The sequence below is a fragment of the Streptomyces saintjeani genome (assembly GCF_055409605.1).
The window spans coordinates 6,197,318-6,217,826 of the sequence record NZ_CP189624.1 but is presented as its reverse complement, the minus strand read 5'-3'; the positions used below and the strand labels follow the sequence as shown (position 1 = coordinate 6,217,826).

Annotated in this window: 18 protein-coding genes and 2 tRNA genes; 8 read left to right on the top strand and 12 right to left on the bottom strand. The window is 71.2% G+C overall.

Translation table 11 applies throughout. The features are described from left to right. The first annotated feature begins 22 nt into the window (after positions 1-22). From hisN to ACQCO7_RS28485, 3 genes are all read left to right on the top strand, one after another. Positions 23-820 carry a histidinol-phosphatase gene (gene hisN, locus ACQCO7_RS28495; protein ID WP_464074480.1) on the top strand — a complete coding sequence of 266 codons (798 nt, stop codon included), beginning with the start codon at positions 23-25 and terminating at the stop codon, positions 818-820. 150 nt (positions 821-970) lie between these two features. Further along, positions 971-1,363, top strand: a complete 393-nt coding sequence (locus tag ACQCO7_RS28490) for a CBS domain-containing protein (protein ID WP_464074479.1) — start codon at positions 971-973, stop codon at positions 1,361-1,363. 203 nt (positions 1,364-1,566) lie between these two features. Beyond that, entirely contained in the window at positions 1,567-1,983 is a 417-nt protein-coding gene (locus ACQCO7_RS28485; protein WP_464074478.1) for a Fur family transcriptional regulator, read from the top strand. Positions 1,984-2,040: 57 nt separating this feature from the next. Here ACQCO7_RS28485 and ACQCO7_RS28480 read toward each other — a convergent pair. From ACQCO7_RS28480 to ACQCO7_RS28465, 4 genes are all read right to left on the bottom strand, one after another. Next, positions 2,041-2,114: transfer RNA gene (locus tag ACQCO7_RS28480), tRNA-Met, on the bottom strand. A 168-nt stretch (positions 2,115-2,282) separates the two neighbouring features. After that, complete coding sequence (locus tag ACQCO7_RS28475; protein ID WP_464074477.1) at positions 2,283-4,103, bottom strand: tetratricopeptide repeat protein; 1,821 nt, start codon at positions 4,101-4,103, stop codon at positions 2,283-2,285. Between the two features lie 161 nt (positions 4,104-4,264). Then, positions 4,265-4,338 (bottom strand) — tRNA-Met (locus ACQCO7_RS28470). Between the two features lie 56 nt (positions 4,339-4,394). Next, positions 4,395-7,334, bottom strand: a complete 2,940-nt coding sequence (locus ACQCO7_RS28465) for a UPF0182 family membrane protein (RefSeq protein ID WP_464077313.1) — start codon at positions 7,332-7,334, stop codon at positions 4,395-4,397. A gap of 163 nt (positions 7,335-7,497) precedes the next feature. Here ACQCO7_RS28465 and ACQCO7_RS28460 point away from each other — a divergent pair, with 163 nt between their 5' ends. Further along, complete coding sequence (locus tag ACQCO7_RS28460) at positions 7,498-8,040, top strand: PPA1309 family protein (protein ID WP_464074476.1); 543 nt, start codon at positions 7,498-7,500, stop codon at positions 8,038-8,040. Between the two features lie 68 nt (positions 8,041-8,108). On the opposite strand, the gene ACQCO7_RS28455 is transcribed toward ACQCO7_RS28460, so the two are convergent. The 4 genes from ACQCO7_RS28455 to ACQCO7_RS28440 all read right to left on the bottom strand — a co-directional run bounded on the left by ACQCO7_RS28455 (position 8,109) and on the right by ACQCO7_RS28440 (position 11,428). Beyond that, the gene (locus tag ACQCO7_RS28455; protein WP_464074475.1) at positions 8,109-9,206 is read right to left on the bottom strand and encodes a YlbL family protein; all 1,098 of its coding nucleotides are present in this window, start codon (positions 9,204-9,206) and stop codon (positions 8,109-8,111) included. A gap of 50 nt (positions 9,207-9,256) precedes the next feature. Continuing rightward, positions 9,257-9,553: a hypothetical protein gene (locus ACQCO7_RS28450; protein ID WP_464077448.1), complete on the bottom strand. Its 297-nt coding sequence runs from the start codon at positions 9,551-9,553 to the stop codon at positions 9,257-9,259. Between the two features lie 107 nt (positions 9,554-9,660). Continuing rightward, positions 9,661-10,143 carry a molybdenum cofactor biosynthesis protein MoaE gene (locus ACQCO7_RS28445; RefSeq protein ID WP_464074474.1) on the bottom strand — a complete coding sequence of 161 codons (483 nt, stop codon included), beginning with the start codon at positions 10,141-10,143 and terminating at the stop codon, positions 9,661-9,663. A gap of 172 nt (positions 10,144-10,315) precedes the next feature. Continuing rightward, on the bottom strand, positions 10,316-11,428 hold the full coding sequence (locus tag ACQCO7_RS28440) for an SDR family oxidoreductase (protein WP_464074473.1): 1,113 nt from the start codon (positions 11,426-11,428) through the stop codon (positions 10,316-10,318). A gap of 193 nt (positions 11,429-11,621) precedes the next feature. Between ACQCO7_RS28440 and ACQCO7_RS28435 the strand changes: the two genes are divergently transcribed. Together ACQCO7_RS28435 and ACQCO7_RS28430 are read left to right on the top strand one after the other, a co-directional pair. Further along, positions 11,622-13,046: a zinc-dependent metalloprotease gene (locus ACQCO7_RS28435; RefSeq protein ID WP_464074472.1), complete on the top strand. Its 1,425-nt coding sequence runs from the start codon at positions 11,622-11,624 to the stop codon at positions 13,044-13,046. Further along, on the top strand, positions 13,043-13,564 hold the full coding sequence (locus tag ACQCO7_RS28430) for an NUDIX hydrolase (RefSeq protein WP_464074471.1): 522 nt from the start codon (positions 13,043-13,045) through the stop codon (positions 13,562-13,564). Before ACQCO7_RS28435 ends, ACQCO7_RS28430 begins: the two co-directional genes overlap by 4 nt. A gap of 75 nt (positions 13,565-13,639) precedes the next feature. Here ACQCO7_RS28430 and ACQCO7_RS28425 read toward each other — a convergent pair whose 3' ends face one another. From ACQCO7_RS28425 to ACQCO7_RS28410, 4 genes are all read right to left on the bottom strand, one after another. Beyond that, entirely contained in the window at positions 13,640-14,392 is a 753-nt protein-coding gene (locus tag ACQCO7_RS28425) for an AIM24 family protein (protein WP_464074470.1), read from the bottom strand. A 17-nt stretch (positions 14,393-14,409) separates the two neighbouring features. Further along, a complete protein-coding gene (locus tag ACQCO7_RS28420; RefSeq protein ID WP_464074469.1) occupies positions 14,410-15,087 on the bottom strand; it encodes an AIM24 family protein in 678 nt (225 codons plus the stop codon). Between the two features lie 8 nt (positions 15,088-15,095). Next, positions 15,096-16,817, bottom strand: a complete 1,722-nt coding sequence (locus tag ACQCO7_RS28415) for a TerD family protein (RefSeq protein ID WP_464074468.1) — start codon at positions 16,815-16,817, stop codon at positions 15,096-15,098. Positions 16,818-16,929: 112 nt separating this feature from the next. Further along, the gene (locus ACQCO7_RS28410) at positions 16,930-17,523 is read right to left on the bottom strand and encodes a M48 metallopeptidase family protein (protein WP_464074467.1); all 594 of its coding nucleotides are present in this window, start codon (positions 17,521-17,523) and stop codon (positions 16,930-16,932) included. Between the two features lie 349 nt (positions 17,524-17,872). Here ACQCO7_RS28410 and ACQCO7_RS28405 point away from each other — a divergent pair, with 349 nt between their 5' ends. Next, a complete protein-coding gene (locus tag ACQCO7_RS28405; RefSeq protein WP_464077312.1) occupies positions 17,873-19,120 on the top strand; it encodes a TOMM precursor leader peptide-binding protein in 1,248 nt (415 codons plus the stop codon). After that, on the top strand, positions 19,113-20,456 hold the full coding sequence (locus tag ACQCO7_RS28400; protein WP_464074466.1) for an ABC1 kinase family protein: 1,344 nt from the start codon (positions 19,113-19,115) through the stop codon (positions 20,454-20,456). Before ACQCO7_RS28405 ends, ACQCO7_RS28400 begins: the two co-directional genes overlap by 8 nt. Positions 20,457-20,509: the final 53 nt, after the last annotated feature.

The following is a 20,509-nucleotide window of genomic DNA, read 5'->3' as shown; positions in this document are numbered from 1 at the left end:
CCTCGGCGGATACGGTTCCCCCATGCCGGACTACCTCGATGACCTCCGCCTCGCCCATGTCCTCGCCGACGCGGCCGACGCCGCCACCATGGCCCGTTTCAAGGCGCTCGACCTGAAGGTGGAGACGAAGCCGGACATGACCCCGGTGAGCGAGGCCGACAAGGCGGCCGAGGAACTGGTCCGGGGCCACCTCCAGCGCGCGCGGCCGAGGGACGCGATCCTCGGCGAGGAGTACGGCGTGGAGGGGACGGGCCCCCGGCGCTGGGTGATCGACCCGATCGACGGTACGAAGAACTACGTACGCGGCGTCCCCGTCTGGGCGACCCTGATCGCGCTGACGGAGGCGTCCGAGGGTGGCTACCAGCCGGTCGTCGGCCTGGTCTCCGCCCCCGCGCTGGGCCGCCGCTGGTGGGCGGCGAAGGGCCACGGCGCCTTCACCGGCCGCTCCCTCTCCTCCGCGTCCCGTATGCACGTCTCCCGGGTCGCCGACCTCTCCGACGCGTCGTTCGCGTACTCCTCGCTCTCCGGGTGGGAGGACCGCGGCACCCTGAACGGCTTCCTGGACCTGACCCGCGAGGTGTGGCGCACGCGCGCGTACGGCGATTTCTGGTCGTACATGATGGTCGCCGAGGGCGCGGTGGACCTGTGCGCGGAGCCGGAGCTGTCGCTGTGGGACATGGCGGCGACGGCGATCGTCGTGCAGGAGGCCGGCGGCATGTTCACCGGTCTGGACGGCCGTCCGGGGCCCCACAGCGGAAACGCGGCGGCGTCGAACGGGCTGCTGCACGAGGAACTCCTGGGGTACCTGAACCAGCGCTAGGCCGTCGGCACATCTGAGCGCGCACGCCCTCAACAGGCGTCGCGCGCCCCCTTGTTGACCCCCGCTTTACCTGCGACGCTGAGGGCGCCCCCACTTGTGCACTTGTGAATCCCCGCACTTTCGGGGATCACAGGAGGAGGTCACCTCTCGATGCTCGTCCACCAAGCCATGACCCCGACGGTCCTCACCATCGGCCCCGCCCACACCCTCCGCCAGGCCGCCGCCCTGATGTCCGCCCGCCGGGTCGGCGCGGCCGTCGTCCTCGACCCGGACGCCGGCAACATCGGCATCCTCACGGAACGCGACATCCTCAACTCCGTGGGCCTCGGCCAGAACCCCGACCACGAGCCCGCCCACGCGCACACCACGACCGACGTCGTCTTCGCGACGCCCTCGATGTCCCTGGAGGAGGCGGCCCTCGCGATGACCCGCGGCGGCTTCCGGCACCTCGTCGTCCTGGACGGCGGCGAGCCCGCCGGCATCGTCTCGGTCCGCGACATCGTGCGCTGCTGGGTGCCCGAGGAGGTGCGCGTACCGGCATGACAGATGGGCCGCCCCCCGCAGGGACCGGCCCATCGGCCTCGGCGGGCGGTCCAGTGCTGGAGCGACCGTGCAGGGCCTGGACCACGGCCTCCAGCCGCCCGCCGAACTCATTCCGGATCCTACATTGGACTCATTCCAAGTCAAGCCAGCTTCCAAAGTCACACCTGTTCGGAAAACGGCATCCGGCTGTTAATCTGGACAACATGAGTGACCTTCTGGAGCGGCTGCGCGGACGCGGATGGCGCATGACCGCACAGCGGCGTGTCGTGGCCGAAGTCCTCGACGGCGAACACGTCCACCTCACGGCCGACGAAGTCCACTCCCGGGCGGTGGTGAAACTCCCCGAGATCTCCCGAGCGACGGTCTACAACACGCTGGGCGAACTGGTGACGCTGGGCGAGGTCCTGGAGGTGACGACGGACAAACGGGCCAAGCGCTACGACCCCAACGCCCACCGCCCCCACCACCACCTCGTCTGCGCCCACTGCGGCACCATCCGCGACGTCCACCCCACGGGCAACCCCCTCACGGACCTCCCCACGACGGAACGCTTCGGCTTCACGATCGAGGCGGTCGAGGTCACGTACAAGGGCGTCTGCCCGAACTGCGCGAAGCCCTGAAGGCGAGTACGCCGAAGGCCCGGATCCTGTTCCCAGGATCCGGGCCTTCGTCATGAGTAGCGGGGACAGGATTTGAACCTGCGACCTCTGGGTTATGAGCCCAGCGAGCTACCGAGCTGCTCCACCCCGCGTCGTGAACACAACGTTACGCGAGGGGCGGGGGCAGTGGCAAATCGATTCCCCCGAAGCTCAGCCACCCCCAGCCCGTCCGGCGCTTGAGGACGAGGCCCTTCGGGCCGAAGCGGGGGCCTGGGGCGCAGCCCCCAGAGATGGGAAGGGTAGGGGCGGCGGGGGCGACATCACGCACTCAGCTCCTCCCGCAGCGCGTCCCGCAGCCGAGCCGCCCGCTCCCCCACCTCCCCCGGCCCCAGCTCCACCGCCCGGGAAGCCCACCGCTGCCCCTCGACCAGCTCCCCCCTGCGCGCACACACCAGCGCGAGCCGGAGAGCAGCCCGCCCGTGCCCGGCGGCAGCCGCCCGCTGCCACCACACGACCGCCTCGGGCTCACTCCCCTCCCGGACGAGCAGCAGCCCGAGGTTGAAGGCCCCGTTGCGCGACCCCGCCTCGGCGGCAGCGCGGTACCACCGGGCCGCCTCGACGACGTCCCCCCGCCCGGCGGCCAGCATCCCCACCCGCACCTGAGCCCGCCGATGCCCTTGGGACGCGGCCCGCTCGTACCACTCCTCGCACTCGGTCTTCTCCCGGACAGGCTCGCCCAGCTCGTGCGCGGACACGGCGGGCCGCCGCGCGTCGAGCAGCGCGGCCAGCCGATAGGCCCCCTCCGCGCTCCCCCCGCCGGCGGCGCACCGGAGATGCCGCTCGGCGGCCTGCTCGTCCCCCTCCCGGAGCCGCGCCATCCCCACCTGGAGCGCGGCCTCGGTGTGCCCGGCGGCGGCGGCACGCTCGTACCACCGCAGCGCGGCGTCCTCCTCCCCGCGCCCGGCGTGCAGGATCCCGAGGTTGAAGGCGGCGTCGACGCTCCCGGCCTCGGCGGCCTTGGAGAACCACGGCTCGGCCCCGCTCGCGTCCCCGTTCCTCAGCAGCAGGATGGCGAGCGCGTTGGCGGCCTCCCGGTGCCCGACGTACGCGGCCCGCCGGTACCACTGCTCGGCCTGGGCGACCCGCCCCTGCTCGGCGCAGAGCAGCCCGAGGTTGTAGGCCCCGTTGATGTCCCCGGCGTCCATGGCGGCCCGGTACCACCGCTCGGCGGTCTGGTTCTGCCCCCGCTCGGCATGCAGCGCGCCGAGCGCGTTCGCGGCGTTCCCGTCCCCGTCCTGGGCCCCCCGCAGCCACCAGATGGCGGCATTCTCGACGTCCCCGGCGTCGCGCAGCAGGAACCCGAGCGCGCAGGCGGCCCGGGCGTCCCCGTCCTTGGCGGCCATGAGGTACCAGCGCCCGGCCTCTTTGGCCTCCCCGCGCCGCTCCAGGATCCCGCCGAGGTGGAGCGCGGCCCGCAGATGCCCGCGCGCTGCGGCCTGCCGGTACCACTGCTCGGCCTCGGCGCTGGATTCGCTCCGCTCCCCGAGGAGCCCCCCGCTGCCGGGCCGGTCGAGCGCGCGGGCGAGCCGGTAGGCGGCCTCGCGGTGCCCGCGCTCGGCGGCGACGCGCAGCCATCTGCCGGCCCCGGCGTCCCCCCGGTGCTCAAGGAGATCGGCGAGGGCGTAGGCCCCGAGCGTGTGCCCCTGCTCGGCGGACTGCCTCAGCCAGTACTCCGCGGCGGGCTCGTCCCCCCGCTCGCGGTGGTGGCGCCCGAGCGCGTGCGCGGCGGCGGAGGACCCGGCGACGGCGGCGATCCGCCACCATCCAGCGGCCTCGTCGGCGTACCCGCGCTGATGGAGGAGGACTCCGAGATTGTTGGCGGCGGCCCGGTCCCCGGCGGCCGTGGCCGCACGCAGCCGAGGCTCCGCACCGTCCAGGTCACCGCGCCGCAGCAGCCGCGCACCGAGGACACTGGCCGCCTCGGTGTCGCCGCCTTCCGCCGCGAGCCACAGGCGCGCCTCCTCGGCGGCTTCCCCCGTCTCGTCCGGGGCCGCTTCCTCGGCCTCGCTCGAAGCCTCACCCGAAGGCCGCGCAATTCGCCCTGTCTCGTACAGAGTTCCCTTGTCCCCCATAACGTCCATCGTCGCACCACCTGCAACCGAGTTACATCTGGTATACCGCAGCCAGTGAGGTCACTTCAGCGTTTTGTCGACATGCCCACAGAGAGACACATCAAACCCATTTTCTTTCCAAGACGCGCCGAAGGCCCGGATCCTAGTAGGATCCGGGCCTTCGCCTTCAGTAGCGGGGACAGGATTTGAACCTGCGACCTCTGGGTTATGAGCCCAGCGAGCTACCGAGCTGCTCCACCCCGCGCCGTGTTGTGACAACCGTACCACGGCGCGGAGGGAGCCTTTGACCTGCTCAAGCCCCTAGGAGGAGCTGGGACTCGGCTTGGGGGTCGGACTGGCCGCCGGGGTCGGCTTGGCGGTGTTCTTCCCGGCCGCCGCCTGCGCGTCCTCGGCCCGCTTGAGCGCGGACTCCAGATCCTTCTGGGCCTGCCCGTACGCCTCCCAGTCGCCCTTCTTGAGGGCTTCCTGGCCGGCGGTGAACGCCTTCTGCGCGTCCTGGAGGGCCTGCTGGACCGTCGGGTTGGACGGAGTCGTCGGCGGGGGCGTCGTCCCGCCGCCCCCGTCGTCCTCACCGGGTGGTGTGGTCGGCGGCGGGCTCTGCGTGTCGAAGACCTTGTCGAGCGCCGCCTCCAGGGTGTCCTCGAACGCGGTGTTGCCGTTGTAGGTCACCAGCACCTTGCGCAGCAGCGGGTACTTGAGTCCACCGCCGCGTACGTAGACCGGCTCCACGTAGAGCAGTCCGCCGTCGAGCGGCACCGTCAGCAGGTTGCCGTACTCGACCTCGGAGTCGCCGCCTCTCAGGAGGCGGATCGACTCGGCGATGTCCTGTTCGGAGTTGAACTGGCTCTGGACCTGTTTGGGTCCGTCGACGGTCGTACTGGTCGGCAGTTTCAGGATTCTGATCTTGCCGTAGTCCGCCGTGCCGGCCTCCGCGTCGACCGCCATGAACGCGCTCAGGTTGTCCCGGCCGTTGGGCGTGAGCGTCGTCGTCAGCGAGAACGCCTGCGCCTTCTGGTCGGGCATCTTGAGGCTCAGGTAGTACGGCGGGACCGCGTCGCCCGACTTGTTGGTCGGGTCGTCCGGGACCTGCCAGACCTCGCTGCCGCTGAGGAACGTCGTCGCGTCCTTCACGTGGTAGCGGGTGAGCAGCTCGCGCTGGACCTTGAAGAGGTCCTGCGGGTAGCGCAGGTGGTCCATCAGGTCCTTGGAGATCGCGCCGCGCGGCTCGACCGTGTCCGGGAACGCCTTCATCCAGGTCTTGAGGACCGGGTCCTGGGTGTCCCACTGGTAGAGCTTGACCTGGCCGGTGTACGCGTCGACGGTCGCCTTCACCGAGTTGCGGATGTAGTTGACCTGGTTCTGCTGGGCCACCACCGCGCGCGAGTTGTTGGCCGCCGTCAGCGAGTCGGCCGTCGTGTCACCGAGCGTCGTACGGGAGGCGTACGGGTAGCCGTTGGTGGTGGTGTACGCGTCGACGATCCACTGGATCTTGCCGCCGACGACCGCCGGGTAGGCGTCGCCGTCGATCGTCAGCCAGGGGGCGACGGCCTCGACGCGCTCCTTGGGCGTGCGGTTGTACAGAATCCGCGAGCCCTCGCCGATCGCGCCGGAGTACAGGATCTGCGGCTCCCCGAAGGCCACCGCGTACGCCGCCCGGTTGACCGGGTTGGAGAGGTTGACGCCGCTGTTGCCGGTGTAGCTGGTGGTCTTCTCGCCGCTGTCGTCGGAGTAGTCGATCTCCTTCTGCGGGCCGCCGACGATCGAGTACGTCGTCGTGCGCTCGCCGTAGTAGATCCGCTGCTGGTACTCGCCGAGCTGGCCCGTGGACGGCAGGTCGGACTCGGTGAACACCGGCCGGCCCTCGGAGTCGACCGAGGTGCCCTGCGCCGCGACCACGCCGTAGCCGTGGGTGTAGCGGAAGTGGTTGTTGATCCAGTTCTTCTTCGGGATCCCGGCGAGGTTGATCTCGCGCAGGCCGATGACCGTGTCCTGGTCCTTGCCGTCCTTGGTGTAGCGGTCGACGTCCAGGTTGGTCGGGAAGGCGTAGTAGTTCCGGATCTGCTGGAGCTGCTGGAACGTCGGCGAGATGATGTTCGGGTCCATGATCCGGACGCTGGCCGCCGCCGCGGCGTCCGTCCGCAGCTTGGTCTTGTCCGTCGCCGCCGGCTTGCCCGAGTACTCGGTGACCTGCGCGTCGTCGATGCCGTACGCCTCGCGCGTCGCCTTCAGGTTCTTCTCGACGTACGGGGCTTCCTTGGCCTGCTCGTTCGGCTGGACCTGGAACTTCTGCACGATCGCCGGGTACAGGCCGCCGATCAGGATCGCCGAGAGGACCATCAGGCCGAAGCCGATGACCGGGAGCTGCCAGGTGCGCCGCCACAGGGTGGCGAAGAAGAGCAGGGCGCAGATGACGGCGATGCAGAACAGGATCGTCTTCGCCGGGAGGTAGGCGTTGGCGTCGACGTACCTGAGGCCCGTCCAGCTGTCGGTGGCCTTGAAGTCGCTGGACTTGACGGCCAGTCCGTACCGGTCGAGCCAGTACGCGACCGCCTTCAGGGCGACGAAGATGCCGAGCAGCACCGACAGATGGCCGGTCGCCGCCGCCGTCGCGCGCGCGCCGGGGCTGGTGACGCGCAGTCCGCCGTACAGGTAGTGGGTGAGCGCCGCCGCGATCAGGGAGATGATCGTCGCGGCGAAGCCGAAGCCGAGCAGGAAGCGGTACCAGGGCAGGTCGAACGCGAAGAACGACACGTCCAGGTGGAACTGGGGGTCCTTCTTGCCGAAGGACACGCCGTTGACCCACATCAGCCACGTACGCCACTGGCCGGAGGCCGACGCGCCCGCGATCAGGCCCACCAGGGCCGTGATCCCGAGCAGCAGCCACTTCTTGTACGGCGCGATGCCCATCCGGTAGCGGTCCAGGCTCTGCTGCTCGGCCGACATGGCGGCCAGCGGCGGGCGCAGACGGTGCGCGAGCCAGATGTTGAAGCCGACCGCCAGGGCCATCAGCAGGCCGAAGACGAAGAAGAGCCCGACCTTGGTCCACAGGGTGGTGGTGAACACGGACGAGTAATGCACCGACCGGTACCAGAGCCAGTCGGTCCAGAACCCGGCGAACATGGTGAACGCCATGCCGAGCACGGCCAGCACGCCCAGTGTCAGGAGCAGGGTCCTGGCTCGCCTGGACGGGCGGCCCACTCTGATCCGTGGCCCCGTCGGGCCTCCGCCGCGGTCCGGCATCTGGAAAGCCAAGGTGGCACCTCGAAGTTCGCTGTCGATCCCTCAGGCCCGCGTTTTCGCCGACCCCTCGTGACCCCCGATGATCGCGGGCCCACACCTATGCAACTTACTCACCGTTTACTCGGTTCCCGATTCAGGTCACGAACGAGAGAGGATTGTGACCATGTCCAACACTCCCATGGCGGCGAACCCGCTCACCCGGGCCGTACTGGAGATCGACGAGTACGTCTCCGGTCTCGGCTGGGACCAGCCCGCCCGCCTCTTCGCCCTCGTCGACACCGCGCGCCTGCGCCGCGAGGAACCCCGTATCGCGGCCCAGCTCGGCCTCGACGACGCGCCCGAGACCGCCGGTCTCACCCCGATCGAGCAGGACGAGGTGCCCGCCTCCCAGCCGCTCGACGAGTTCCTCGCCACGATCGCCTGGCCGGCCGCGGTCACCGGCTGCGCGCTGACCGTCGAACGCCTGATGCTCCCGCCGTCCGCCGAGGCCCAGGTCCCGTCCAACCTGAACGAGAAGAAGCTCGCGCAGTGGGTCGCCGCCCACCCCGACCGCCAGGAGGTCCGCATGACCGTCGCGGTCCTGCGCGACGGCACCCGCGACTCGGCGCTGCGCCTGCGCGAGAAGGACGCCGCGACGGAGGTCCTCACGGGGGGTGCCCTGGTCCCGGGCCTCGCGGAGGCCCTGTCGGCGACGTTCGAGGACTGACTTCTCTATCTCTACGACGGTGAGGGTGCCCTTCTTGGCAGAGGGCACCCTCCGTCAGTTATTGGCCGTCAGCCCTTGGTCGTGCACTTGGGCAGGGCGTCGGTCTTGCCCTCCCTGATGTCGGCCAGCGCGCCGAGCGCGTCCTTGATGGTCGCGACCTTGACGAGGGTGAGGCCGCTCGGCGTGTCCTTCGCCGCCGCCGCGCAGTTGTCGGCCGGGGTGAGGAAGTACTGAGCACCCTTGTCGCGCGCGCCGACCGTCTTCAGCTCGATGCCGCCGATCGGACCGACCTTGCCGTCGTCGTCGATCGTCCCCGTCCCCGCGACGAACTTGCCGCCGGTGAGGTTCCCCGGGGTGAGCTTGTCGTAGATCCCGAGGGAGAACATCAGACCGGCGCTGGGGCCGCCGACGTCCGCGAGCTTGATGTCGATACTGAAGGGGAACGTGTGGTCCGTCCCCGCCGAGATGCCGACGATGGCCCGCTTCTGGCCGGTGTCGTCCGAGGCCGCCGTCCTGATGGTGACCTTCTGGGTGGCCGTCGCGGTCTTGCCGGACTTCTGCGCGGTCTCCTGCGCCTTCGCCGGGGTGATCGTGAACACGACGTCCTCGCCCGGCTTGTGCTTCGTCACCAGCTTCGCGACGTCACCGGGTTCCTTCACGGCCGTCCCGTCCACGTCCTTGATGACGTCCCCGGCGTGCAGCTTGCCCTCCGCCGGGGAACCCTTGACGACCGTCGAGACGATCACCCACGACTGCACGGGGATGTTCAGCGCCTTCAGCGCGGCGACCTTCGCGCTCTCCTGGGACTGGCTGAACTCCTCCGCGTTCTCCTGCGTGGACTGCTCCTCCGTCTTGCCGTCCGGGTACAGCGTGTCGTGCGGGACGACCTTGTTGTCGTGCGCGAGCCAGCCGTACACGGCCTCGACGAGGTTCATCCGGTAGTCGGCGCCGGTCACGCGGACGGTGGTCATGTTGAGGTGCCCGGACGTCGGATACGTCTTGTGCCCCGAGATCTGGAGCACCGGCTCCCCGTCGTGGTCCCCCAGCGTGTTCACCGTCGGACCCGGTGACATCTCGGCGTACGGCACCTTGACGAACACCCCCACGCACAGGAGGGCGATCAGCATCAGGGTCGAGGCGAGCATCGTCGCTGTGCGGCGTGGCATGGGTCGACAGTACGGGACGGGGCTGTCAGTGCATCGTCAGGGAGGGCCCGTCAGGTGTGGGCCCTTTTGGGGGCCGTGGCTCCGAGGGCGAGCGGGGGTTCGTCGAAGGGGCCGTGGTCGAGGGGTGTGTCCTGGGCGGCGACGTTCCGGTGTGCGTCCTCGAACCCGGCGTACCGGAACTCGCCGTCGCGCACGATCGGCCGCTCCATCGCCGCGCGGAAACGGGCGTACCCGTCCAGTTCGGGGCCGTCGCTGCGGGCCTTGCGCGTGCGGTTGACCCAGCTGCCCCACAGTCCCGCGCCGACCGCCGCGAGCAGCGGGATCACCAACCAGGCGAGCGCCCCCATGTACGACCTCCCGACCCCGGACGAGCCACCGCGAACTGACTGATCAGCAGATCGACGATCCGCACTGACAACGCTCACGCGGGGCAGCCGGTTACGCAACCCGAGCCTCAGCAGGCCCCCACCCACTCCTCGGTCCCGTCGGAGAACTTCTGCTGCTTCCAGATGGGCACCTCGTGCTTGAGATCGTCGATGAGCTTGCGGCAGGCGGCGAACGCCTCGGCCCGATGGGCACAGGCCACAGCGACGATCACGGCGACATCCCCCACCTTCAACTCCCCCACCCGGTGCACAGCGGCCAGCGCCCGCACCGGGAACTCCGCGACGACCTTCTCGGCGACCCGCCGCATCTCGTCTTCGGCGCTGGGATGACAGGAGTACCCCAACGCCTCGACACCGGCCCCCTCATCGTGATTCCGCACGGTCCCCACGAACAACGAGATCCCCCCGGCGGCATCGTCCCCCACAGCCCGAAACACCTCATCGAGAGACAACGCCTCCCCCCGAACAGCAACCAGCTTGACGGGCTCAGCAGCCCCGACTTCCCCGGGATGATCAAAAGAAACATCAGCCATGGACCAATGGTCCCTCATCGGGGCAGGACAGAGAAAAGAGCGCTCAGCATTTTTCAGCCCGTCCGGCGTTTGAGGACGGGCCCCTTCAGGGCCGATCCCCACCCACCCCGGGGTCCAAGGGGCGGAGCCCCTTGAGGACGGGACGGGTAGGGGCGGCGGGGGCGAGAAACTTCGGCCCGCACCCGCCGTACTAGACCCGCCGCCGAGCCTTCCGAGCCCGCCGCACCACAGCAGCCGCGCCCAGCAGCGCAACCGTCGCCCCCGCGGCCCCCGCCGCAGTCGCGTCCTTACGCCCCAGCCGCCGCCCGACGACGGTGTGCCGCCCGGCAACCTCCTCAAGCAGCTCAGCCAGGACCTCCTCGTTGGTCCACTGAGGCCGCCAGCCGGCCGCGTGCAGACGACTGCCACTGACCACCCAGGGATACATGGTGTAGGCGAGGTCTCCCGCAGGCGACGGAGTCAGGCCGATCCGATGCAGCCGAGCAGCGGCACCAAGAGCGACCGCGGACGGCAGCTCCATCCGCCGAATCCCGCTCAGCTCCTCGACCTCCTCCTGTTCGAGCCACCCGTCACACCCGACGGCGAGCTCCCCCTCGACCTTCTCCAGAACGGCGTACTCCAGAGCCGTACAGAGATCGTCGACATGGCAGAACTGCCAGGCGGGCCGGGACCCGGCGACGACGAGGAGCCGGGGGGACTCGAAGTACCGGGTGAGGGCGGTGTCGGTGCCACCGACGAGCGTGGCGGGCCGCACGACGGTGACGTTGAGCCCGGGATGCGCACGGGGCGCCCGCCGCGCGAGCCGCTCGATCTCCAGCAGATCCCCGACCCCGGTCGCCTCGGCGGTGGCCCGCAGCTCCGCGTCCTCGGCGAGCGGCAGCTCGTTGTCGGGCAGAGCGCCGTACACCATCGCGGAGGTGCACAGCACGACCCGGTGGACCCCGGCGGCGGCAGCAGCGGTGAGCACGGTCTGCGTACCCCGCACGTTGTACGCCGTACGGGCGGCGGCGTCGGACCCGAGATCGAGATCCAGCGCGAGGTGGACGACGACATCGGCCCCCCGCAGCTTCTCCGCGATCGCCGGATCACGCACGTCGAGGACGTGCCACGTCGCGTCGTCGCACTCCCCCCGCCGCTCGTCGATGGCGACGACCTGCTTGATCTCGTCGGACGCGGCGAGCCGCTCGGTCAGCAGCGCGCCCACCCCGTGCGCCGCGCCGGTGACGGCGACGACGGGCCCGCGCGCGGCGGCACCGGTTGAGTGGTTTCGCGCTGCGCGAACCTGCGGATCTGGGGAACTCACCAGGTGTCTCCAGCGGTTGTCATGGCATACGGCGCGGATGACGCGTACGTACCAGGTGGCTCCATCCTGCCGCAGGCCGCGAGTCGGCGGAGCACCGAGGCCCGATCGGGCCCGGGTGTCTACGCTGGGTGGTGTTGCAGGGCAGCCGCGCCGCCGGTCGGGAGACCGGTGGCCTTACCAGCCGAGGAACCCCGTGAGTGACACCCCATTCGGATTCGGCCTTCCGCCGGAGGAGCCGGAGGACGGCGACGGCAAGAAGAAGGACCCCCAGAGCGGTGGTGGTCAGGGACCGGCCAACCCGTTCGGGTTCGGCCTCGGAGCCGGCGGCTTCGGCGGTCCGGGCGGGGACAACCCGTTCGCCGCGATGTTCGGCTCCATGAACCCCGGTGACCTGGGGGCCGCGTTCCAGCAGCTCGGGCAGATGCTGTCGTACGAGGGCGGCCCGGTGAACTGGGACATGGCGAAGCAGATCGCCCGCCAGACGGTCGCGCAGGGCACGCAGGACGGCGTGAAGGACGCGAGCGTGGGCGCGGCGGAGCGTACGGCGGTCGAGGAGGCGGTGCGCCTGGCGGACCTCTGGCTCGACGACGCGACGTCCCTGCCGTCCGGCGCGGGTACGGCGGTGGCGTGGTCGCGCGCGGAGTGGGTCGAGGCGACGCTGCCCGCGTGGAAGGAACTGGTGGACCCGGTCGCCGAGCGCGTCGGCGCGGCGATGGGTGACGTCCTGCCGGAGGAGATGCAGGCCATGGCGGGCCCGCTGATCGGCATGATGCGCTCGATGGGCGGCGCCATGTTCGGCACGCAGATCGGGCAGGCCGTGGGCGTGCTCGCGGGCGAGGTCGTCGGCTCGACGGACATCGGTCTGCCGCTGGGTCCGGCCGGGAAGGCGGCGCTGCTGCCGGTGAACATCGAGACGTTCGGCAAGGACCTGGGCGTCGCGAAGGACGAGGTCCGGCTGTATCTGGCGCTGCGCGAGGCGGCCCACCAGCGGCTGTTCGCGCACGTGCCGTGGCTGCGGTCGCATCTGTTCGGCGCGGTCGACGGCTACGCGCGCGGGATCAAGGTCGACACGGCCAAGCTGGAGGACGTGGTCGGCCAGTTCGACCCGCAGAACCCCGAGCAGCTCCAGGACGCGCTCCAGCAGGGCATGTTCCAGCCGGAGGACACGCCGGAGCAGAAGGCGGCGCTGGCCCGCCTGGAGACGGCGCTCGCACTGGTCGAGGGCTGGGTCGACGCGGTGGTGCACGCGGCGGCGAAACCCCGGCTGACCTCGGCGGACGCGCTGCGCGAGACCCTGCGCCGGCGTCGCGCCTCGGGCGGCCCCGCCGAGCAGACGTTCGCCACGCTGATCGGCCTGGAGCTGCGCCCCCGGCGCCTGCGCGACGCGTCCCGCCTGTGGGCGTCCCTCACGGACGCGCGCGGTGTCGACGGCCGTGACGCCCTGTGGGCCCACCCGGACATGCTCCCCACCGCCACCGACCTCGACGACCCGGACGGCTTCGTCCACCGCGAGCAGCTCGACTTCTCCGAGCTGGACAAGCTGCTCGGCGAGGCCGCGGAAGGCGGACCCGACCTGAAGAAGAAGCCCTCCACCGACAAGGACGACGACACCGAGTGAGCCTGCACGACGACGCGGCCTCGGTCCTCAAGGAGTACGAGGCCCAGCCGGACCTGCGCGACACCTACCTCGCCCACCTCGCGTCCCACCCGGACGGCATGTGGAAGGCGTGCGCGGACGGCCACATCACGGCGAGCGCGCTGGTCATCGACCCGGTGCGCGAGCGGGTCCTGCTGACCCTGCACAAAAAGCTGCGCATGTGGCTCCAGATGGGGGGCCACTGCGAGCCGGACGACACGAGCCTGGCGGCGTCGGCGCTCCGCGAAGGCGTCGAGGAGTCCGGCATCGAGGCCCTGACCCTCCTGCCGGGCGGCCCGGTCCGCCTGGACCGCCACTTGACGCCGTGCGCGTGGCACTTGGACGTGCAGTACGCGGCGGTGGCTCCACCGGACGCGGTGGAGTCGATCAGCGACGAGTCACTGGACCTGCGGTGGTTCGCGTACGACGAGGTGGCGGGGGTGGCGGACGACTCGGTGGTACGCCTGCTGGAGGGAACGAGGAGAAGGCTGGCGGTGTAAGGCGGTAAGGGGCGCCCACCCGGCGGGCCGCCCCTTACACACGCGGGGTGGGCATCGGGGGTTTCCCCCTAGGTGCTAGTTCCGGCTACCCCCCAACGAGTTCCCGCTCAGCCCCCCGCTCCCCACCCCGAACTGCCCCAGCACCCCGGACGTCCGCACATGCTGCGGCGGCAACAACTCACTCGGCTGCACCAGCACATGCCCGCTCCCGGAGAACTGCATCTCCCACCCCTCCCCGGAAGACCCCCGCCGCCGCCAGACAGCGGAAGTCGACGTCGGCGCCTGCAACTGCGTACGCAGCGAGGTGGACCAGGCGATCACCGCATCGGAGTCGCAGCAGACGTTCTTCCCCGGCTCGACCTCCAGCACCAACGGCTCCCCGGACGTCATCACGACGACCTGCCCGTCCCCGGCGAGTTCCAGGTTGTACGCCCCGGCGGAAGCCACCTCGACAGCACTGTCGATCGCGACGATCCCGACGTTGAGGGACCCGTCGAACGCGAGCACGGACGACGAGTCGACGGTGATCCCCCGCCCGACCTCCATGATGTGCAGGTGCTGGGCGAAGTTCGCGAGATACACGACCCCGCTCCCCTTGCACCGCATGAGTTCGAGCCGCTCCCCCGTCATCCGCTCGACGTTGCGCCACCCCCGGTCCCGGTACTGGCTGTCGAACTGGACGTCGCCCTCGAAGGCGACCATGGCCCCCTGCCGCGCGAGGATCGCCCCGCGCCCGCGCGTGACGTCCGTCTTGAGGAGCTGCGGGTTCTGGAGGGTGTAGCGCTCGGTGGACTCCACCGGAATGTGCGCGAAGAGTGTGCTGTGCATGTCTGTCGTGGCTCCCCTCAGCCCCGGATCTTGAATCGGTCGCCGGTGTCCTCGCTGGGCTGGACGACGACGAACCCCTGTCCCTTGAAGCCGACCTGGAAGGCTTCCCCGCTGCCCCGCCCGATCAGCGCGCCCGCCTTGATCGTGCGCTTGGCCTTCATGTCGAGCCCGTCGGTCCAGGCGATGAGCGCGTCGGGGTCGACGTAGGTCTCGCGCTCCGCGCAGTCGAGGGAGATCGGCACCCCCCGGCTGACGAGCGCGACCCACCCGGTCCCCCGCACGACGAGGTTCGTGAGCCCGGACCCGGAGAGCTTGGCGAGCCCCTTGACGGGCTCGATCCTGAGATCGAGGGAGGCATCGCAGGCGAGCAGCGTGGGCCCGTTGACGGAGATCGCCTCGTTGTTCAGATGCAGGACGAGTACGTCGCCGCCGTAGTCGGCGAGGTACAGCTCGCCGTCGCCGCGGCACAGCATCAGCCGCCCGCCCTCGCCGGTGACCATCTCCTCGGCGTTGCGCCGCAGGGTCGCGGGGGCGCCGTCGAACTGGACGTACCCGTCGTACGCGATCATCGAGCCGGCCTTCGCGTACAGGTCCTGGCCGGTGACCATGGTGACCTTGAGCGTCTTGGAGCTGTGCACGCTCATCCGGACGCCGGCCGTCGCGGGCTGCTGCGCGTTGAGTGTCTGGAGGTCCACGGTCTGCCTCACACCTCGAAGGGCTGGACGACGACGAAGTTGCCGGGGGCGCCCCGGAACTGGAGGTTGACGGCCTCCGCGCTCTGCCGGGCGTACCCGGAGCGGCGCAGGCGCAGCGAGGTCGTGGTGACCGCCTGCGCGCCCGCGGACCAGGCGATGACGGCGTTGCCGTCGACGTACGTGGCGGGGCCGACCGGGAGGACGACGGGGACGCCGCGGGTCTTGACGACGACCGCGCCCGTGCCGGAGAACAGCATGCTGAACAGGCCGCCGCCGGGCAGGCCCACGCCCTCGATGCGGCGGACCTCGGTGTCGAGGGCCTCGTCGAAGGCGAGCACCCCGCGCGCGGACGTGTAGAGCTGCTCGCCCTGGAGGCGGATCACGAAGAGGCGGCTCGCCTCGTCCGCGAGGAACACCTCGCCGTCGCCGGAGCAGCGCATGAGGCTCATGCCCTGGCCGGTGAGCTGTCCCGTCAGCTTGCCGAGGAGTCCTGAACCCTTGTGGGCGAAGTCGATGTCGCCCTGGTAGGCGACCATGCTGCCCTGTTTGGCGAGGATGTTGGCGCCCTTGGTGAGGGTCGCCCGCACGAGCTCCGGGTTCTGCTCGGTCCAGCGGTCGCCCACGGGGGCCTCGGCGTACTTGGTGAGGACTGCGCGGAGGCCGGCTTCGGGGGGTACCGGGGCGAGAGAGGTGATGGCGCCGAAGGGGGCGCCGGGGGGTGGGGTGGTGCCGAAGGGGACGCCGGGGGGTGTTGTGCCGGGGGTGCCGAAGGGGGCACCGGGAGGCGTCGTACCGGGCTGGCCGAAAGGCGCTCCCGGGGGTGTCGTACCCGGGGTGCCGAAAGGAGCGCCGGGAGGCGTCGTCCCCGGAGGGGTGAACGGGCCGCCCTGGGGTGCGGGGGCCGTGGGGGTGGGTGGCGGCGGGACCGTGCTGGCGGGTGGTGTGTGGAGGCCGGCGGCGATGGTGGGGGCGGCGTGGGGGGCGAAGGCGGGGGCGGGGGCCGGTGGGGGTGTGGTGAGGGCCGGGGCGCCGAACGAGGGCTGGGCCGCGGGCGCCGGGGCGGGGGCCTGTGGCGGTACGGCGGCCGTCGTCGGGGCCGTCGGTGCTGCGGGGGCCGCCGGGGGTGCGAAGGCCGGTGGGGCGAAGGCGGGGGCCGGGGCTGAGGTCTCGGCCGGGGGCTCGGGCGCCGGGTGCGGTTCCTCCTCCGCGACCTCGCCGCCGAAGTTCTTCAGCAGCGCGTCGAGGCCGCCGTCGAAGCCCTGGCCGACCGCCGCGAACCGCCAGACGTCCTTGAGGTAGAAGTCGCCGAGCATCACCGCGCGTTCGGTGGAGAACTCCGAGCCGTCGAAGGCGTACCGCGCGACCTCCTCGCCGCCGGCGACGATCCTCAGGTAGCCGGGGGCGATCTGCGACATCCGGCCGTCGCCGTCGATCGTCGCGGTGAAGGACAGCTTCTGGATCTGCGGCGGGACACGGTCCAGGGTCACCCGGAAGGATTCCGTGTCCCCGGCCTGCGCACCGAGGAGCTGGATGGACTCCTCGGGGGACTTCGGCTGGTTGAAGAAGACGAAGTACCGGTCGTCCGAGAGCCGTTCGTCGGCGTCCAGTCCGAAGCAGCTGATGTCGAAGGCCAGGCCCGGCGCCGAGATCTGTACCCCCACGTACAGATCCGTGCCCGCCGTCAGATCGCCGACCTTGGCCTTGTGGCCGCGTTGGAATTCCCTGGGCATGTGCAACGACCGTCCCCCACTCCCGAATGCGAGTTCGTTCGCGCCAGGCTAACCGCTGGCTCTGACATCGCAGGAAGTCGGTACAGACCCGGTACACGGCACGCGCCCCGCGTCACTCCCCGCGCGCGCCCGGCAGATGCGGGAGCCGGTCGGCGGAGACGACGCCCTCCAGGTACCCGCGCGCGCGTTCGGTGCGCGGGTACGCCTCCAGCAGCCGCCAGAAGTCGGGCCCGTGGCCGGGTACGAGGAGATGCGCCAGCTCGTGCAGGAGGACGTAGTCGATGACGTACTCCGGCATCCCCTTCAGCCGGTGCGAGAGCCGGATGCTGCCCTCCGCGGGCGTGCACGAGCCCCAGCGGGTGTTCTGGTTGGTCACCCACCGCACCGAGCTGGGCCGCGCGCGCCCGTCGAAGTACTGCGCGGACAGCCGCTGCGCGCGCTCGGAGAGCTCGGTGTCACCGAGGACCCGTTTGCTCTCCTGGGCGGCCAGCTTGGCGAGCATGACAGTCACCCAGCGCTGCTCCTCGGCCTCGGACATCCGGGCAGGGATGAGCACGACGGTGCGGTCGCCCTCGCGGTACGCGGAGACCGTCCGGCGGCGCCGGGCGCTCCTGCGGACCTCGATCGCACTCGCCTTCGAGCCGCTCTGCGGCGGATTCGTCGTGCTGCGCTGTGATGTTCCGGCGTGCAATGGGTCGGCGGACACGCCCTGACGTTACCCGCTGCACACGGAAGAAGTCTTGACTCCGGGACGGTTCGGTGTCGTTCCCGTGGCATCCGGGTGCCCCGAGCGGCCGACTTGTACGACTGATGCCGGTACCTGTGGATAACTTTCGGCGGGTTTTCGTGGGGGTGGGCATGCTGAGGGTGACGGCCGGGGCGAGGGCTCCGGCGAGGAGCCGGGACCTGTGCGCGCCGGGCTCCGGGGCCGTGGTTCCGAGGGTTCGGGGCGTGGGGCCCGGGGTGGTCCGCCGGGGCGCGCGCTCCGGGGTTCTCCGGGTCGTGCGGCCCGGGTTCGAGGCCGTGGGGCCATGACGACGACGGGGGTGGTGGCTGTGCATCCGAGGGTGAAGCCGGCGTTGCGGCGCGGGTGGCGGGATCTGAGCACCGTGCAGTTCGGGATGACTCCGGCGCACGCGCTGACGCTGGGGCCGCTGGACAGCGCCACGCAAGGGTTCCTCGATCTGCTGGACGGCACGCGGGGGCTGCCGCTGCTGCGGGAGGAGGCGCGGAGGCGGGACCTGCCGGAAGGGCATGTGGACGGGCTGGTGCGGGGGCTGGCCGGGGCGGGGCTGCTGGACGACGCGCGCGGGGGCGGGCCGGAGGCGGACGCGCTGCGGCGCCGGGGCGAGGCCCTGGAGCGGCTGGGCCCGGACCTGGCCGCGCTGTCGCTGCTCACCCCGGAGCCCGGCGAGGCGATGCGGCTGCTGGCGGCCCGGCGCCGTGCGCGGGTGCGGGTGCGGGGCGCGGGCAGGGTCGGCGCGGTGCTGGCCGCGCTGCTGTCGGGGGCGGGCGTCGGCACGGTCGAGGTGTCCGACGAGGGCCGGGTGGAGCCGGGTGACGTGGCGCCGGGCGGCCTGCCCGCAGGCGCGATCGGCGAGCCCCGCCGCGACGCGGCCCGGCGTGCGGTGCGTGCGGCGTCCCCCGACCGTCCGCCGTCCCGCGAACCCGGCCTCGAGCCGGGCTTCGGCCTGGTGATCCTGGCCCCGCGCGACGACGTCGGCGTGTACGCGCCGGACCCGGCCGCCGCCGAACCCCTGATCGCCTCGGGCACCCCGCACCTGTACGCCGGGGTGGTGGAGGCGACGGGCATGGTCGGCCCTCTCGTCCTCCCCGGCGAGACGGCCTGCGCGGGCTGCCTCCAGCAGTCCCGGTGCGACGCCGACCCGGCGTGGCTGCGCCTCCTCGCCCAGTGGCGCTCGGGCCATCGCCGCCCCACCCTCCCCTGCGACCTCGCCCTGGCCACCACGGTCGCGGGCCTCGCCGCCGGCCACGCCCTGGCGTTCCTCGACGGCCAGACCGCACCGGCCCACAGCACCCGCTGGGAGATCTCGACCCCGGCGCTCCAGTGGCGGGCGAGGACGATCGAGGCGCACCCGGAGTGCGCGTGCGGAGCGGCCGTCACCGGGAACCCCGAAGGGCCCTCCCGGGTCCTTCTTGCCGAAGCTTCTCCCTCTGTTGAGGAACACCCCGTGGAGGACGCGGGGGCGCACGAGACAATGGCTGGGCAACGGCATTCGAAAGAGTCACTCCGTCCGGCGAACGCGGCGCGGCCGGTGGGTACTTGGAGGGCGCATGTCTGATCTTCCCCGCAAGGCGGTCACCCGCACCGCCAAGCTCGCCGCGCTCCCGCTCGGCATCGCCGGCCGGGCCACCTGGGGCCTGGGCAAGAGGATCGTGGGCGAGTCGGCGGAGATCGTCGGCCGCGAGCTGCAACAGCGCACGGCCGACCAGCTCTTCAAGGTCCTCGGCGAGCTGAAGGGCGGCGCGATGAAGTTCGGCCAGGCCCTGTCGGTCTTCGAGGCGGCGCTCCCCGAGGACGTCGCGGGCCCCTACCGCGCGGCCCTGACGAAGCTCCAGGAGGCGGCCCCGCCGATGCCGGTCCGCACGGTGCACGCGGTGCTGGCGGAACACCTGGGCGCGAACTGGCAGGACCTGTTCCTGGAGTTCGACGACAAGCCGGCGGCTGCCGCGTCGATCGGCCAGGTACACCGCGCGGTGTGGCGGGACGGCCGTGACGTCGCGGTCAAGGTCCAGTACCCGGGCGCGGGCGAGGCCCTGCTCTCCGACCTGAACCAGCTCAGCCGCTTCGCCCGTCTCCTCGGCCCCCTGGTGCCGGGCATGGACGTCAAGCCGCTGATCACCGAGTTGCGCGACCGCGTCTCCGAGGAACTGGACTACGCCCTGGAGGCGACCGCCCAGCGCGCGCACGCGCAGGAGTTCACCGACGACCCCGACATCGTCGTACCCACTGTGGTCCACCAGTCCGACCAGGTCCTGATCACCGAGTGGATCGAGGGCGTGCCGCTGTCCGAGGTGATCTCGGGGGGTACGGCGGAGCAGCGCGACCGGGCCGGTCAGCTTCTCGCCCGGTTCTTCTTCTCGGGCCCCGCGCGCACGGGCCTGCTGCACGCCGACCCGCACCCCGGCAACTTCCGCCTGGTCCCGGACGGCGACGGCTGGCGCCTGGGCGTCCTGGACTTCGGCACCGTCGACCGGCTGCCCGGGGGGCTGCCCCGGCCGATAGGCGAGGCGCTGCGCATGACCCTGGCGGGTGACGCGGGCGCGGTCTACGAGCACCTGCGTACGGAGGGCTTCGTCAAGGACTCCATCGACCTGGACCCCGACGCGATCCTCGACTACCTGCTCCCCATCATCGAGCCGGTCCAGGCCGAGGAGTTCACGTTCACCCGCTCCTGGATCCGCACCCAGGCGGCCCGCATCGCCGATCCCCGCTCACCGGCACACCAACTCGGCAAGCAGCTGAACCTCCCCCCGTCGTACCTCCTGATCCACCGCGTCACCCTCAGCACGATCGGCATCCTGTGCCAGCTGAACGCGACGGTCCGCCTGCGCGAGGAACTGGAGGAGTGGCTCCCCGGCTTCACCACCGAGCCGAATCCAACCGCCCTTCAATAGCCCGCAGATTCTGGCACCCCCTCATCCACACACCACAAGGGGCCGGCCCGAAA